16 protein-coding genes and 2 pseudogenes are annotated in these 14,198 nt (G+C 43.8%); 2 read left to right on the plus strand and 16 right to left on the minus strand.

Going from position 1 to position 14,198, the window contains the following annotated elements:
- Positions 1 to 17: 17 nt before the first annotated feature.
- The 15 genes and pseudogenes from rbfA to C4K46_RS06150 form a co-directional block, all read right to left on the minus strand.
- Entirely contained in the window at positions 18 to 368 is a 351-nt protein-coding gene (rbfA, locus tag C4K46_RS06085; RefSeq protein ID WP_209628004.1) for a 30S ribosome-binding factor RbfA, read from the minus strand.
- A 25-nt stretch (positions 369 to 393) separates the two neighbouring features.
- A pseudogene (gene infB / locus C4K46_RS06090) lies at positions 394 to 2,826 on the minus strand (translation initiation factor IF-2); the annotation flags it as partial.
- A gap of 219 nt (positions 2,827 to 3,045) precedes the next feature.
- Positions 3,046 to 3,135 (minus strand): annotated as a pseudogene (locus C4K46_RS10720) (translation initiation factor IF-2 N-terminal domain-containing protein); the annotation flags it as partial.
- 17 nt (positions 3,136 to 3,152) lie between these two features.
- Entirely contained in the window at positions 3,153 to 3,452 is a 300-nt protein-coding gene (locus tag C4K46_RS06095; protein WP_209628006.1) for a YlxQ-related RNA-binding protein, read from the minus strand.
- Positions 3,445 to 3,741, minus strand: a complete 297-nt coding sequence (rnpM, locus tag C4K46_RS06100; RefSeq protein WP_209628007.1) for an RNase P modulator RnpM — start codon at positions 3,739 to 3,741, stop codon at positions 3,445 to 3,447. The genes C4K46_RS06095 and rnpM overlap by 8 nt, the downstream gene beginning before the upstream one ends.
- A gap of 12 nt (positions 3,742 to 3,753) precedes the next feature.
- The gene (gene nusA, locus C4K46_RS06105; RefSeq protein ID WP_209628008.1) at positions 3,754 to 5,019 is read right to left on the minus strand and encodes a transcription termination factor NusA; all 1,266 of its coding nucleotides are present in this window, start codon (positions 5,017 to 5,019) and stop codon (positions 3,754 to 3,756) included.
- Between the two features lie 47 nt (positions 5,020 to 5,066).
- Entirely contained in the window at positions 5,067 to 5,546 is a 480-nt protein-coding gene (gene rimP, locus C4K46_RS06110; RefSeq protein WP_209628009.1) for a ribosome maturation factor RimP, read from the minus strand.
- A 250-nt stretch (positions 5,547 to 5,796) separates the two neighbouring features.
- Entirely contained in the window at positions 5,797 to 6,423 is a 627-nt protein-coding gene (locus C4K46_RS06115) for a TipC family immunity protein (RefSeq protein WP_209628010.1), read from the minus strand.
- Between the two features lie 3 nt (positions 6,424 to 6,426).
- A complete protein-coding gene (locus tag C4K46_RS06120; protein WP_209628011.1) occupies positions 6,427 to 8,148 on the minus strand; it encodes a T7SS effector LXG polymorphic toxin in 1,722 nt (573 codons plus the stop codon).
- Between the two features lie 11 nt (positions 8,149 to 8,159).
- On the minus strand, positions 8,160 to 8,486 hold the full coding sequence (locus C4K46_RS06125) for a DUF3958 family protein (protein WP_209628012.1): 327 nt from the start codon (positions 8,484 to 8,486) through the stop codon (positions 8,160 to 8,162).
- Between the two features lie 12 nt (positions 8,487 to 8,498).
- Positions 8,499 to 8,786, minus strand: coding sequence for a TIGR04197 family type VII secretion effector (locus C4K46_RS06130; protein ID WP_209628013.1), 288 nt, complete (start codon positions 8,784 to 8,786; stop codon positions 8,499 to 8,501).
- A 159-nt stretch (positions 8,787 to 8,945) separates the two neighbouring features.
- Positions 8,946 to 9,581: a tRNA (guanosine(46)-N7)-methyltransferase TrmB gene (trmB, locus tag C4K46_RS06135; RefSeq protein WP_209628014.1), complete on the minus strand. Its 636-nt coding sequence runs from the start codon at positions 9,579 to 9,581 to the stop codon at positions 8,946 to 8,948.
- A complete protein-coding gene (gene ccrZ, locus C4K46_RS06140; RefSeq protein WP_209628015.1) occupies positions 9,578 to 10,372 on the minus strand; it encodes a cell cycle regulator CcrZ in 795 nt (264 codons plus the stop codon). Before ccrZ ends, trmB begins: the two co-directional genes overlap by 4 nt.
- 41 nt (positions 10,373 to 10,413) lie before the next feature.
- Complete coding sequence (locus C4K46_RS06145; protein WP_209628016.1) at positions 10,414 to 11,469, minus strand: ABC transporter permease; 1,056 nt, start codon at positions 11,467 to 11,469, stop codon at positions 10,414 to 10,416.
- Positions 11,466 to 12,197: an ABC transporter ATP-binding protein gene (locus C4K46_RS06150; protein WP_209628017.1), complete on the minus strand. Its 732-nt coding sequence runs from the start codon at positions 12,195 to 12,197 to the stop codon at positions 11,466 to 11,468. Before C4K46_RS06150 ends, C4K46_RS06145 begins: the two co-directional genes overlap by 4 nt.
- A 77-nt stretch (positions 12,198 to 12,274) precedes the next feature.
- Between C4K46_RS06150 and C4K46_RS06155 the strand changes: the two genes are divergently transcribed.
- On the plus strand, positions 12,275 to 12,691 hold the full coding sequence (locus C4K46_RS06155; protein ID WP_209628018.1) for an HIT family protein: 417 nt from the start codon (positions 12,275 to 12,277) through the stop codon (positions 12,689 to 12,691).
- Between the two features lie 17 nt (positions 12,692 to 12,708).
- Entirely contained in the window at positions 12,709 to 13,014 is a 306-nt protein-coding gene (locus tag C4K46_RS06160) for a hypothetical protein (RefSeq protein WP_209628019.1), read from the plus strand.
- A gap of 61 nt (positions 13,015 to 13,075) precedes the next feature.
- On the opposite strand, the gene lytR is transcribed toward C4K46_RS06160, so the two are convergent.
- A complete protein-coding gene (gene lytR / locus C4K46_RS06165) occupies positions 13,076 to 14,191 on the minus strand; it encodes a glycopolymer--peptidoglycan transferase LytR (protein ID WP_209628020.1) in 1,116 nt (371 codons plus the stop codon).
- Positions 14,192 to 14,198 lie beyond the last annotated feature (7 nt).

Raw genomic sequence — 14,198 nt, forward strand, 5'->3', positions numbered from 1 at the left:
GACAGCTAGTTCACTTCCTATTTCTTATCCAGGTCTCTCAACATCTGGTCAATCTTATTGCCATACTCGATGGACTGGTCCTTGACGAAGATTAAGTCTGGAATTTTATAGATTTTTAGGGTTCGACCAAGTTCTCTTTTAATGGTTCCCTTAGCCTTTTCCAAACCCTCTTGGGCCTTTTGATTGTCCGAAGCCAAGTCACTCATGATTGTATAGTAGACCTTGGCCAGGGATAAATCACCCGACATTTGAACATCTGTGATGGTTACGCCCTGGACCCGTGGATCGCGGACCTTCTTTTGCAAGATTTCATTGACCTCGCGCTTGACTTCCATGCCCACGCGATCGCTGCGAAAATGTGATGCCATCTCTTCTCCTTTCTAACAAGGAATCTTATAACTTGATTTCCTCTAAGATATAAGCTTCAATGGTGTCATCAACCTTGATGTCATTGTAGCCGTCAACCATAAGACCACCTTCGTTCCCATTCTTGACTTCCTTGACATCATCCTTATAGTGCTTCAAGCTAGCTAATTCGCCGTCATAAATCACGACACCGTCTCGAATTACCCGGACCTTAGAGTCTCGAGTCACCTTACCACTCATAACCATGAAACCACCGATTGTACCCACCTTGGATACCTTGAAGGTTTCACGAATAATCGCTTCACCAATAATCTTCTCTTGGTATTCAGGATCCAGCATTCCCTTCATGGCATCTTCTACTTCTTCGATAACCTTGTAGATGATGCTGTGGAGGCGAATTTCAACCTCATCAGAGTCAGCCTGCTGGCGAGCCTGTGGCGTTGGCCGGACATTGAAACCGATGATAAAGGCATTGGAGGCTGCAGCCAGGGTCACATCAGATTCGTTAATGGCACCAACCGCCGAGTGAACGATGGTCACCTTGACGCCCTCAACCTCAATCTTTTGCAGAGAGGCTGCTAGGGCTTCAGCAGAACCTTGAACATCGGCCTTGATGATGACATTGACAGACTTGACTTCACCAGCCTTAAGCGTATCAAAGAGATTTTCCAGGCTAACTCGGTGGGTCGCTTGCCGTTGTTTCAAGAGAGCCCGCTTAGCCCGCTCTTCACCAGCCGCACGCGCAGCCTTTTCATCTTCATAGACCGCAAAGTGGTCACCCGCCATCGGGGTTTCATTGAGACCGGTGATAGAGACCGGCGTTGATGGTCCAGCCACCTTGACCCGACGACCTAGGTCATTGGTCATGGCCCGCACCCGACCAAAGGTATTACCAACAACGATTGGATCTTGAACATTGAGACTACCTTGTTGGACTAGCAAGGTAGCAACTGCCCCTTTTCCTTTATCCAAACGGGCCTCAATAACAGTTCCGATTGCTCGCACAGTTGGGTCTGCCTTCAGCTCTTGAATTTCTGCAACCAGAAGAACGGTTTCTAGGAGTTCTTCAATGTTTTGGTTAAACTTGGCTGAGATTTCTACAAATTCAGACTCACCACCCCAGGCAGTAGACATGACACCATGCTCGGCCAACTCTCCGATGACCCGCTCTGGATTTGCTCCTGGCTTATCAATCTTGTTGATGGCCACGATAATCGGTACATCAGCGGCCTTGGAGTGGTTGATGGCTTCGATGGTTTGAGGCATAACCCCGTCATCAGCCGCCACGACCAAGATGGTAATGTCTGTTACAGAAGCTCCGCGTGCCCGCATGCTAGTAAAGGCCGCATGCCCTGGTGTATCTAGGAAGGTAATCATCTTACCATTTTCCTCGATCTGGTAGGCTCCGATATGCTGGGTGATTCCTCCGGCCTCGCCTGTCGCTACCCGCGAATTGCGCAGGGTATCTAGGAGGGTTGTTTTACCATGGTCAACGTGTCCCATGATAGTTACAACTGGTGGCCGCTCAATCATCTCTTCCTTATTGATGTAATCTTCATCAACAAAGAAACGCTCAATATCTGCTGCATCGACTTCGACCTTTTCCTTGGCCTCAATACCATAATCCACCATCAAGAGCTCAATCGTGTCCCCATCCAGAGATTGATTTTGAGTCGCCATAACGCCCATCATAAAGAGCTTCTTGACGATTTCTGCTGGTTCACGCTTGATTCTCTTAGCGATTTCAGCCACAGTCATGCCTGCTGTATATTCAAATTCACTTGGCAATTCATGGAACTTGCGCTCAGTGACTGGTTTTGGCGCTTGATGATTGCGATGATTCTTTCCTTTTTTATTTTTCTTATTAGGATTCCAATTACTATTCTTTTGATTTCTCACTTGATTTTGACTATTTCGATTCTTTTGTTGTTTTCTTGGACCATCTTCGTTCTCGAAAGGACGATTCTTATCTGGTCGTGCTTGTTTTTTGCGACGAGTATCCTGAGCTTGAGGCGCCGGAGTCACTACTTGAACAGATGGCTTAACCTCTGCCTCAAGAACTGGGGTAGGCGCTTCTTGAGCCTGTTTGACAGCTTCCTTACGGCGATTCTGCTCTCTTTGAGCCTGCTTGGCTTCCTGCTCCTGCTTGAAACGTTCTTCGCTTGAACGGGCATATTCTGCATTTTGCTCAGCCTTGAGGGCCGCTGCTCTTGCCTTAAAGTCAATTCTAGGACCTGCTTGAGGACGACCTTGGCCGGCTGCTTGGTTCCGGTCATTGCGGCGATGATTGTCTCTCCGATTTTGATTGCGGTCTTGTCTGCGCTCTTTATTGCGCTCCCCTTTATCAGCCGACGGCTTCTTTTTATGGCGTCTTTCCTGCTCCTCTTTGCGGCGTGCAGCCTGCTCCTTGGCTCTGGCTTCCCGCTCAGCCTTAAAGTTCCGACTCTGAGGTCGCTTAGGCTGGATTGCTGCCTCTTCTTTAGGAGCTGCCTCCTTGGCTTGGACTGGAGCTGCTTTTTTTTCTGGCTCAGTTGCTGGATTAGCTTGGGCTGGCTTAGGAGCTGCTGAGCTTTCCGCCGCTTGGGGAGCTTCCTTTTTTAGGGTCTCCTTGACCGTAGAAAAGCTAGCACGAATCTTTTGGACCGCATCTTCTTCCACGGTACTAGAATGACTCTTGACTGCTAGTCCTAGCTCTTTGGCCCTAGTGACAATCTCCTTACTTTCTTTTCCAAGTTCCTTGGCAATTTCGTACAATCTTTTTTTAGACAAATTCTTGTCCTCCTGTTCTATTGCATCATAGACCTCATTTTCTTTGTAAAACCAGCATCTGTGACGGCTAACACTTTTCTGCTCCGACCAATCGCAGTGCTTAATTCCAGTGTTGAAAACACGGTTGTTACTTCTACCTGATAATAACGGCTTTTATCATTGATTTTCTTACTTAGGTTAGGACTCGCATCCTGGGCCAAAAAGACCAGTTTAGCCTGACCTGTCTGAATGGCCTTGACGACCAATTCCTCACCCGAAATGATTCGTCCAGCCCGCTGGGCCAAACCTAGTAAATTTGCTAATCTTTGCTTATTCAAGACCTAACTCTCTTCTTTTAACCTTATGGTCGACATAGGCAATCAATTCATCATAGAAGGCTTCTTCGACTTCCATATTAAAACTGCGATTAAAGACCCTTTTCTTCTTAGCGGCCTGGGCCTCTTTTTGGTCTAGCTTGATATAAGCCCCGCGTCCATTGGCTTTTCCAGTCGGATCAATAAAAACCTGACCCTCCTTGTTGCGCACAATACGCAGGAGATCACGCTTGTCAATCACTTCATTAGAAACAACTGACTTTCTCAAAGGGATTTTTCTTGTTTTAGCCATGCTTCCCTCCTCTTATTCTTGCTCTGGGACTTCACTTTCTAAAACAAGATCTGAAGCCTCTTCTACTGGCAAGTCTCTTTCTTCTTGGGCAACCTCTACTTCTTCAGCAAAATCGCTCACTTCAAGCCCTTCTACTGATTCAGCTTCTGCCGGAACTTCTTCTTGCTCCGCCTCTACTGCAAAATATTGGTCTTCCATCTCTTCAAATTCGCTAGCTGACTTGATATCAATTCTAAAACCTGTCAAGTGGGCAGCCAAACGTACATTTTGCCCACGACGACCAATGGCTAGAGACAACTTATTATCTGGCACAACCACTAGGGCTCGCTTGCTATCTTCCTCATCAAAGATAACCTGGTCTACCTCAGCTGGAGCAATAGAATTATAGATAAATTCGGCTGGATCTGCCACCCATTCGATGACATCAATATTTTCCTCAGTTGGAACCATCCGACCACTCTTGGCATCATACTTGGCTGGGTGGAACTTGCTGGTAATCTTTTTAATGTTGGCTCCACCACGACCGACAATGGTTCCGATGGCATCCACATTTGGATTGTGACTCCGAACAGCGACCTTGGTCCGGTCTCCTGCTTCTCTGGCCACACTCATGATTTCCACTGTACCGTCATAAACTTCTGGAATTTCTTGCTCCATCAGTCTTTTAATCATTTCAGGATGGCTACGGCTTACAAAAACATTGACTCCGCGTGGATTGTCCTCAACCTTGTAGACAAAGACTTCAATCCGGTCATGAGAAGCAAAAACCTCACCAGGAATCTGGTCCTGTTTGGATAATTGAGCCTCAATACTGCCAAGGTTGACATAGATGAAGCGGTTATCAAAGCGCTCAACCGTTCCTGACATGATTTCATTTTCATGCTCTTTGTAGGTATTGTAGGTGATAGCGCGTGTTTGCTTGCGCATCTTTTCCATGATGGTCTGTTTGGCAGACTGGGCTGCTACCCGCCCAAACTCAGCCGGCGCTTCTTCAAATTTAATCTTGTCACCTAGCTCATAGGCTGTATTGATAGCCAGGGCGTCTTTCAAGCTAATTTCCAGGCGACTATCAAAAACTTCATCTACCACTTCCCGGACAGTAAAGACCCGGAAATCTCCTGTTTTTTCGTTAAATTCAATGGCTGCACTATCAGCTTGACCATAACGACGACGGTAGGCTGAACGAAGCGACTCAGTCACTGCTTCAATAATGTCTTCCTTCTTGATACCTTTATCTTCTTCCAAAATACGGAAGGCCTCTAGCATTTCTTTACTCATCTTATATTCGCTTTTGCAAGTGCAAAAGCAATCCTTTCTCTTTTATACTAAATTTTTACTGCCAATCTTGCCTTTGCAACAAGATGATAGGGGATTTCAATTTCTTTCTTTCGAGTCTTATCTAGATATTCCAAGGTCAGGACCTCATCTTCAAAAGAGAGGAGGGTGCCTTCAAAAACCTTATTCTTATCCAGGGCCTTGTAAAGTCCGACATGGATATATTGACCAACTGCTCCAGCCAAGGCTTCCTGATCTTTCAAGGGACGTTCCAGGCCTGGACTAGTCACCTCCAGAAAATACTGGTCAGGAAAAGGATCTGGCTTAATGGTATCCAGCAAGGGACTGATTAACTCTGTCAAGTCAGCCGTATCATTGAGACTGATTCCGCCTGGCTTATCGACAAAGATACTAAGGACAAAGTCCCCACCAAGTTTTCCATACTCAATATCAACTAATTCAAAAGGCTCCTCAATCACCGGCTCAACAATTGGTCTAACTAATTCAACAATTGTAGCGATAAAAAACACCCCACTTTCACTTAAGATATCAAGGGCTCCAAAATCAAAGGAAAAGCAACAAGCCGACCAAGGTCTCACAACCTTAGAAAAGCTAGCTCTTTCAAGATTTTAGCCCAAGTTTAGTTCCATAAGATAAGCGCGCTATAAGAGGCGAAGATTTCCTCTCCGCCTCGCTTTCTCATATTCACTTATTATAGTATAGCACAAGAATAGCCTTTTGACAAGGGAAATGACCAATTTGAGGCATTATCCACCATTTTTAGGGCCTATCCCACTTATCAACAACTTGGACCTGACCCCAATTTGTCGGGGAAAAGCGACTTGGATAAACAGAAGTCCAGTCTTTTAAAACCTTGTCTTTTAAGACTTTATCACTATATTCATAAATCTCTCCAACTGTCCTACCATGTTGAGCAAGAACTTTTTCAACTTTTTCTTTATCTGATGTAAGTTCTCCATTATCATAGAGCCACATCACCCTAGTTAAGGTTTGTTTCTTGACACTGTACTGGTAGCTGGAAGTAACAATATTTTCCTTACTATCATTATTCTCAACTAACCTTTGGTCAACCACAATTGTAAAATATGGATTCGTTTCTTCCTCTCTTGAGAAATTAAAGGAGTAGGTAATAGCAACCGTATTTGTAGATAAACTGGCCTTATCATATTCCTCATTCATTAAATCAAGAATTGGCTCTCCCTTGTTAGGATTAGAAATGTTTTTTAATTTTTCAAGACTGGGTTGAAGCGATAAAGAAACAGCCTGCTTCTGGTCATAGTAAATTTCCGCAAAAATATCAGGAATGATAGCCAGTCTGTAAGCATAATAGCCACCTAGACTGATTAGAGCAAGCAATAGTAGTCCCAGTAAAATTTTTTTCTTCATAGACTACTCCTTGCTGGCATAATCTTTAAGGTTAGCATCATTTTCTTCCAAACTGCGGATAAAGTTATAAGAATCTGGATAGTTCTCTTTTAAATAAGTCATTCTCCTTTCTTCACTCCACGCTTTATAATAACCTCTTCCATTGCGACCATTGGTACCACCTGGTTCTAATATATAATCTCCCTTATCGGCTAAATTATCTAAAATAATGTATTTGACCTCATGAACATCAATATGGTCTTTGAACTTTTCCGCCCGTGTATATTTACTAGTGTTAGAGTTTGCTTCCTCTTCCAATTGGCTATAATAGTAATTAGACGCTTCAAGATAAGACAGTTCCTTTTCTTCCATAATATCCGTTATATTCACTGCATCTAAATCTGCCTTATAGTCATCATTCCCCATACTAACCTTCTTAGCTGCAGGAGTAATCGTCGTATCTCCACGCCAACCTGCTAGCTCATTCGTTCCTTCATTACCGTATAATGCGTTAGGAGCTCGAAGTGGATTATCGTATAACATAGTCGCCGTCGTGATTGACTGATGTGCAAAATCATTTTTTCCCGAATAATCTCGTCGTTTTTTATTCCAAAATTCCTTAAATTGTTTATCGCTCATTGGCCCATAAGCATCTTCCGCTAGCTTTTTATAAGTATAGAAGCTTCCTTGTTTTATAATATCATCAGCGTCTCCCGTCCCTCCTGGAGCCATATTATTCTGTAAACGAATATTATAACGAAGTTTTGCCACATCTTCTTTAGTCATTCCCATAGCTTCCAAAGCCTCAGATGTCGTCTTCGTCTCTTGAAGAGAAGGATTATAATACCGAAGGTAAGCATTGATATTTCCGGCAGTCGCATTCCACATAGCTCCTCCTTCATAGCCCTTTCCCTCTCCATAGACAAAATCTCCAAGGATGCGATTAAGCAGATAATCTTTTACCTTTTGGCTTTGGTTGGGAAAATTTTTATCAATTTTCTTCTTAACAGTAAGGACTTGCTGGGCCGTTTCAGTATCAAAACCATATTGTTTTTGTAGGTTAATAATAGATTGTTGCTCATTAGGCGGCAAAGTCCTAATGAAATATTTCACATTAAGAGTGTTGGCCCAGTCTAAATCAGTTGGAGTGATAAACATTCCTGCCCCTTTATTCCAAGCCAGTCCTGCTTGACTAAAACCGGTGTTCATTAGTGCTTCTATTTCAGCTAATTTAGAAAAAATATTGTTAGAACGGGCATTAAAGTCTCTCAATTTTTGCAACAATTCTTCTAAGTGTTTTTTATTGCTAGCATGAGTTTGTAATAAAGCAGCATTAGCCTGCCTTTGATCAGTTTTATCCACTTCTGGCAAACTAGACCTTGCTAGATTTAGCTGCATTTGATTCACAAGAGCCATTGCTTCATTTTGCTCTTTAATTCTCGCTAACAAATCATCTTCTTTTAAGTCCGTTCCGCAGACCTGTGAACAAAATTCTTCAGGGAATTGCTTGACTTCGCTTTCAGCAATTTCAAGCATTAACTCTGCTCCTTTTACCAAGGGTAAAAGGACCTCAGAATAGTGAAATCTTGCCGAGTCGAAGGCATCTCCTTTTAGTTCATTTGTCGACTTTAGAAAAGTATCAGCTGCTGTCTGCAATTCTTGGCAAGCAGTCTTATAAGATTGACACATAGTCTCTACGCTACTGGCCTGAGCCCGCGATTTGGATAAATACATTTCTAGTCCCATTATCTGCCTCCTTATAAATTCCGCTTTTCTTTATAAATCTGTTCCAATTCTTCCTCAATCGCTCGCTCTTTTTTACGGAGTTTGGCATCTTTAAAAAAGAGTTCATCTACAACCCGATTCGTCAAGGTTTGGGCTTGTTGAATTTGTTCTTCAAATATATAAAATTGTTCTAATAAATAAAAGTTCTCCCACAAATTATTTGTATAACGACGATTAAGCTTATCATAGTCTTGATAGCTTTCAAGTAAGTTTTGGATGTCTCGACGTTGATCCTCTAATTGTTCCCGCTGCTTATAACAAGCTCGTTCTTCTTTCAAAAGTTCTTCCCATGTTGTCATTGACAAATACTCCTAGCGATAAGTCTTATAATACCGATCAATACCTTTGGCTCTTTCAGCATCCACTTGGTCAAATATTTTAGCTACTTCCTCAAGATTACTAGAAGCCGTCGTAAAAGTAGTCACTAAACGGGTCAAATTGTTGACGATGCTATCTATTGTTTCATGGGCCTTTTCATTTCCCAAAAGATTAGTAGCCTCATCTTTTACAGCTCCCTGCGTAGCCGAAATCTTAGCAGTAGCTGAATTTAATGCACTTGTGTATCCTTGCACAGTTGAAGTCTTGCTTTGAATAGTCATCAATCTTCCCTCCCATCACTTGGCCTCATTATAACATGGACGAAAGTAGATTTATAAAATTATCATAAATGAAAATTCCTCTGACCCCTTGATATTTAACGAATAAGACCAAACAAAAAATCTCGACAACTTCAACTGTCAAGATTTTTTCTTTCATCTTTAAAACTCTGCTTCGACGCGGTAAATAACCTGACCTTTTTGAGAAAATTTTTCTTCATACTCTGTCAGGACATTGCCTTCATAGTCGCTAGCATGTAAATCCAACCAGACCCCCTTGAGGACCATACCGTACTGGGAAAAGCTGACCAAACTATACTCAAAGAGGCCTCGATTGTCTGTCTTAAAGTGAATCTGCCCCTTCTCCGGTAAGATTTCCTTGAAGGTGTCAAGAAAGGTCTTATAGGTCAGGCGACGTTTTTCATGCTTCTTCTTGGGCCAAGGGTCAGAGAAGTTGAGATAGAGCTGGGCAACTTCTGCCTCAGCAAAATAATCAGTCAGACTAGAACCATCAACCCACAAGAGTTTGACGTTAGGAACATCCGCTGCCAGAACCTTGTCCAGAGCATAGCTCAAGACTGTCTTTTGAATATCAATACCGATATAGTTGATGTCGGGATGGGCCTTGGCCATACCCGTAATAAAGGCTCCCTTACCCGAACCAACCTCGATATGAATGGGATTGTCATTGCCAAAGAGCTCCTGCCACCTCCCCTTGGCTGCCGCTGGGTCTAATACAACGTAGTGGGGATTGGCCTCCAAGAGCTCACTGGCTCCCTTACGATTTCTTACTCTCATTCTTTCTTTCCATACTTTGCCCGGAAGTTACGCAGGGCATAAATCTCCCGATTAACATTTTCTAAATCATTGTTTTCATAGTATTTGGCAATTTGACAGAGATAGCTGTACTGGCTATACCAAGATAGCTTATCAAAGACTCGCTCATTATACTTATAACCATAGTAGACCAGCCAATCTTCCCAGCTAGCCTCTGGAATATAGTGGCTCAGAATGTGGGCCACATCAAACATCCGATCGGTCAGACGAACCGAATCCCAGTCTACCAAGTAGATGAGTCCGCTGTCGGTTTCAATCCAATTACTATGACGAACATCTCCATGGACAATCGTCGCATAATCTTCCCGAAAGCTAGGCATGGTCTGGCGGAGGTCCTTGATAATGGACTGCAAATACTGATTATTCTTCAAAGCCAAAGGTACCATGGCCACCCAAGAATTTAGCAAATCACCCGGTGTCTCCAAACTATAACCTAGTTTGGTTAGCTGGGTCATCAAGGGTCTTGAGCGGTGTAAGCGAGTGAGAATATTAAAAATCTGCTTGCGCTCCATTTCATTGGGAGCCAAAATATGCCCTGATAGCCATTCCTGGCCACTCATGACATTGCCATCGGCCATCCGGCGGCTCCAAAGTAATTGCGGTGCAATTTGTTCTCTAGCTAGTCCCGCTAGAATGGGAGTGGTATTCATCTTGACGAAAACCCGTCCCCCATCTGGGTAGGTCCCCATGTAGGCCTTGCCACTCTTGCCGGGAATCGGCGTTAGGGCTAGCTCTTTATCAACCAAGTCCATTATTACCCTCCATAAAAAGATTCCTATTCATTTTACTAGTTTTAGCCCTTTTCGTCAACCAATCTCTTCAATTTGAAGGGGAGGTAGAAAAAGACCAAGACTAGGCTCAGGCCCAAGATTGCTAAGACCCAAATTTTTTCCTGGAAAAATAGCAGAGCAAACAAGCTTTCCAAGGCCAGGCTGAGCAAGGCAAGAGCTCTGATAATTTTCTTGACTCCCTTGACCTTATGAGTTGGCTCCAAGGGAAAGAGCTGGGTTAAATACTGATAATCCAAGGCCTCATAGAGGGCCAAGAGCTGAAAAATCATGAGATAGTTAAATAAAACTGTAAAACTAGCTGCAACCATGGCCTGGGGAATGAAGATTAAAAGCAAAAGCGATAAGAGTAAGAGCCTCAGGCTCAGAGCAAATAAGTCTCCATTCCTCAAATAAGAACGCAAGTAAAGGTTGGTCCAAGTCTCCTGGTGCTGCTTCTTGACCAAGCTAGTCAAAAAGTCCAGATAGGCCCGTCTCTTGATGCTGTTTGAAATTCCCTTGACATTGGTAAAGAGGGCAAAGAAACGCAGGATTCCCTGCTTACGCTTGGCTTCATAGGCAATCAAGGCCTCCCAAGCCAAACGGCCCTGCTGGATGAAAGAGCGACTCCTCCTTTGAAAAATCCAGTACTTAAGCCCCAGTAAAAGCAAGGCATAGAGGGTAAAACCCCAAAAGGGAAGGCCCAAGGCTAGAAAGAGAGGGGCGAGCAAGACTAAGAGCCCTGTTTGAATAGCCCCCCAAAAGAGATAGGCTCGTCTGACCCGCTCCTTAAAATAAAGGAGGAGTTCTTCTTCCTTGACCAGGAGAAACTGCCGATCTGCTGGCTCTAGATAGGTCGCAAAGCGGCCCCAAGGAACAATAAAGGCCGAAAACAAAAGGAGGCCTAGGATAACTACCCAGGGATTTTCAGGAAAATTCCTTAGGAGCTGACTATACTGAACCGATACAAAGCCCATAAAAATCAAGAGAAAGAGGACGAAATGGTCATTGAAGACATAGCGGGCATACTTGATTTCCTGCTCAAGAAAGCTGAGCCGGCGTTTTTTAAATAATTCCTTCATCGTCCAGCCTCTTCTGTCAAGGTGAGATAGATATCGTTGAGACTAGCATCAGGCAGGGCAAATTGCTGGCGCAGTTCTGCCAAGGTCCCCTTGGCCCTTATCTGCCCCTGATGGAGGATTAGAAAAGAATCGCACATTTTCTCGGCCGAGTCCAAAACATGGGTACTCATCAAAATCGCCTTGCCCTTGGCCTTTTCCTCCTCCAAGAGGCCAATCAAGTCCGCAATAGCCACAGGATCCAAACCCAGAAAGGGCTCATCCACGATAAAGAGACTAGGATTCACGACAAAGGCACAGATAATCATGACCTTCTGCTTCATCCCTTTGGAAAAATGAACTGGAAACCAGTCCAATTTATCCTCTAGACGAAAGAGCTTCAAGAGCTTATTCACTCGCTCAAAGGCCAATTCCTGCTCGATATCATAGGCCATGGCCACCGTCTCAATATGCTCTTTCAGGGTTAGCTCCTCGTAAAGACTCGGAGTTTCTGGGATAAAACCAATTTTTTTCCGATAGGCTGATGGCTCATCTGCCAACTTCAAGCCATCCAGTAAAATCTCTCCCTTATAAGGAGTCAAGAGACCGATAATTTCATTGATGGTGGTGGACTTTCCCGCTCCATTGAGACCGATTAGCCCCACCAACTGACCAGCCGGCACATCAAAGCTAACATCCCTTAAAACCGGGATATTCAGATAACCTCCGGTCACTTCCTTTATTTCTAACATATTTTCTCCAATTCTGGTATAATGTTTGTAGCTATTATTATATATTATAACAAAATCCAGCCAAAGAGGTGTAATTTATGACAGATTGTATTTTTTGTAAGATTGTAGACGGAGAAATTCCAGCAGCCAAGGTCTATGAGGACCAAAATCTGCTAGCCTTTCTCGATATTTCCCAAGTCACCCCTGGACATACCCTCCTTATCCCTAAAAAGCATGTCCGCAATGTCCTAGAGATGGATGCTGTAAGTGCTAGTCAGCTCTTTGAAGCGGTCCCTGACCTAGCCCGAAAAATTATGAAGGCTACCGGTGCCTTGGGTATGAATATCATCAATAACAATGAAGAAGTTGCCGGGCAAACCGTCTTTCACGCCCATGTCCACCTGGCACCTCGCTATGGGGCAGATGATGACTTAAAAATCTCTTTCCTTAGCCATGAGCCTGATTTTGAAAAATTGGCCAGCCTAGCAGAAAAGATTCAGCAGACTGAGGTCTAAACTAGAAAGGACTTAAGATGAAAATTGGAAATCTCTTGTGGTTTACTGGGGCAGCAGTCCTCAGCTACCAACTTGTTAAAAATCGTGAAAAAATTCTAGCAGAAATTGATGAAAGCGGTCAGCTAATCGAAAAAAGTCAGGCCAGCCTAGCCAATATTCAAAAAAATCTCAACTTCCTAGAAGACCAGGAAGCTAGCATGAAAAAACTGGGTCAGGACTTCCAGTACAAACTCAAGGTCTTTGAACAAGAAGCCAAGGGTCACCTCCACCAGATTCAGGAAATCTGGGAAAATTCTAACCTAGATTTGGACTTAGACCTATAAACCAAAAGCCAAACCCTTTTAAAAGAGTTTGGCTTTTCTTCTATCTTAATTTTTAAGCCGACTAATAATTATAAGCGCCATAGTTGGCACTTGCCGGGTCACTATAAGTCGGATTGCTATCTGCACCATAGCTACTTGAACCATTGACATCAGCTGAGTAGCTGTCACTACTTGAGCTACTTAGCCCGCCGCCATACAAGTCCTCGTAAAGAACAGCATTGGTTTTCAGCTCGGTCACCGTTTCTAGACCTAAAGATTTGCGAATCAAATTTTGCATCTCTAGGAGATGGTCTGACTTGACTAGCTGGTAGCTCCCACCGTCTGCCAGAGTCGCATCTTCCCCACGCAACTGCTTACTCTCAATCTTTTTAAAGGCATCTTGGTAGCCCAAAAGTTTAGGGATTTCGCTAGAGCTCAACTCCACATTGGTCTGCATATTGGCACTGACTGCCTTGAGAATAGACTGATAATGACTGACACTATTGAGGCTCAGGACCTTTTCAACAACCTTTTGGATGACCTCACGCTGCCGTTTCTGCCGACCATAGTCTCCTTCTGGATCATCATAGCGCATCCGAGCATAGACCAAGGCCTGATCGCCATTGATGGTCTGTACACCCGGCTCAACGGTTGAGGTATATTCTGGCTCATTGGCTGAGATGGAAATAGGAAAACCTAGAGTATTGTTAACCGTAATGCCGCCCACGGCATCTACCAGCTGGACCAAGCCCTGCATATTGATCATGACATAGCGGTCAATATGGATATTCATCAAATCCTGAATGGTCGAAATCGCTAGCTTTTCGCCTCCATTGGCATAGGCCGAATTGAGCTTGGCTTCGGCCGTTTCTCCATTTTCTGTGATTTTGGTTAGAATATCTCTCTCCAAACTCATCATGACTGTCTTTTTGGTTTTGGGATTGACCGACAGCAAAATCATACTGTCACTATTTCCCGTCCAGGTCTCGGTTCTAGATCCACTTCCTGTATCCACCCCCATCAAGAGAATGGTCAAAGGCTTGGTTGCTGAGATAACATCCGTCTCATCTCCCAAACGCTTATACGTTTTAGCCAACTCTCCAGTTGACTGTTGATAGATGGTCCAGGCATAGCCTCCGACCCCTAGAATAGTTACGCCTACAAGGCTCAAAAACATCAATAAAATCTTTTTAAACATTCTTCAT

The sequence above is a fragment of the Streptococcus oricebi genome, assembly GCF_017883985.1.
Lineage (GTDB): Bacteria > Bacillota > Bacilli > Lactobacillales > Streptococcaceae > Streptococcus > Streptococcus oricebi.

Bases quoted from the DNA above. Each gene is read 5' to 3' on its own strand.
- C4K46_RS06160 (WP_209628019.1), top strand. From the start codon at position 12,709: ATGAAAATTGGAAATCTCTTGTGGTTTACTGGGGCAGCAGTCCTCAGC.
- rnpM (WP_209628007.1), bottom strand. From the start codon at position 3,741: ATGGCTAAAACAAGAAAAATCCCTTTGAGAAAGTCAGTTGTTTCTAAT.
- lytR (WP_209628020.1), bottom strand. From the start codon at position 14,191: ATGTTTAAAAAGATTTTATTGATGTTTTTGAGCCTTGTAGGCGTAACT.
- C4K46_RS06130 (WP_209628013.1), bottom strand. From the start codon at position 8,786: ATGACTATTCAAAGCAAGACTTCAACTGTGCAAGGATACACAAGTGCA.
- trmB (WP_209628014.1), bottom strand. From the start codon at position 9,581: ATGAGAGTAAGAAATCGTAAGGGAGCCAGTGAGCTCTTGGAGGCCAAT.
- C4K46_RS06155 (WP_209628018.1), top strand. From the start codon at position 12,275: ATGACAGATTGTATTTTTTGTAAGATTGTAGACGGAGAAATTCCAGCA.
- ccrZ (WP_209628015.1), bottom strand. From the start codon at position 10,372: ATGGACTTGGTTGATAAAGAGCTAGCCCTAACGCCGATTCCCGGCAAG.
- C4K46_RS06145 (WP_209628016.1), bottom strand. From the start codon at position 11,469: ATGAAGGAATTATTTAAAAAACGCCGGCTCAGCTTTCTTGAGCAGGAA.
- nusA (WP_209628008.1), bottom strand. From the start codon at position 5,019: ATGAGTAAAGAAATGCTAGAGGCCTTCCGTATTTTGGAAGAAGATAAA.
- C4K46_RS06150 (WP_209628017.1), bottom strand. From the start codon at position 12,197: ATGTTAGAAATAAAGGAAGTGACCGGAGGTTATCTGAATATCCCGGTT.
- rbfA (WP_209628004.1), bottom strand. From the start codon at position 368: ATGGCATCACATTTTCGCAGCGATCGCGTGGGCATGGAAGTCAAGCGC.
- C4K46_RS06125 (WP_209628012.1), bottom strand. From the start codon at position 8,486: ATGACAACATGGGAAGAACTTTTGAAAGAAGAACGAGCTTGTTATAAG.
- C4K46_RS06115 (WP_209628010.1), bottom strand. From the start codon at position 6,423: ATGAAGAAAAAAATTTTACTGGGACTACTATTGCTTGCTCTAATCAGT.
- C4K46_RS06120 (WP_209628011.1), bottom strand. From the start codon at position 8,148: ATGGGACTAGAAATGTATTTATCCAAATCGCGGGCTCAGGCCAGTAGC.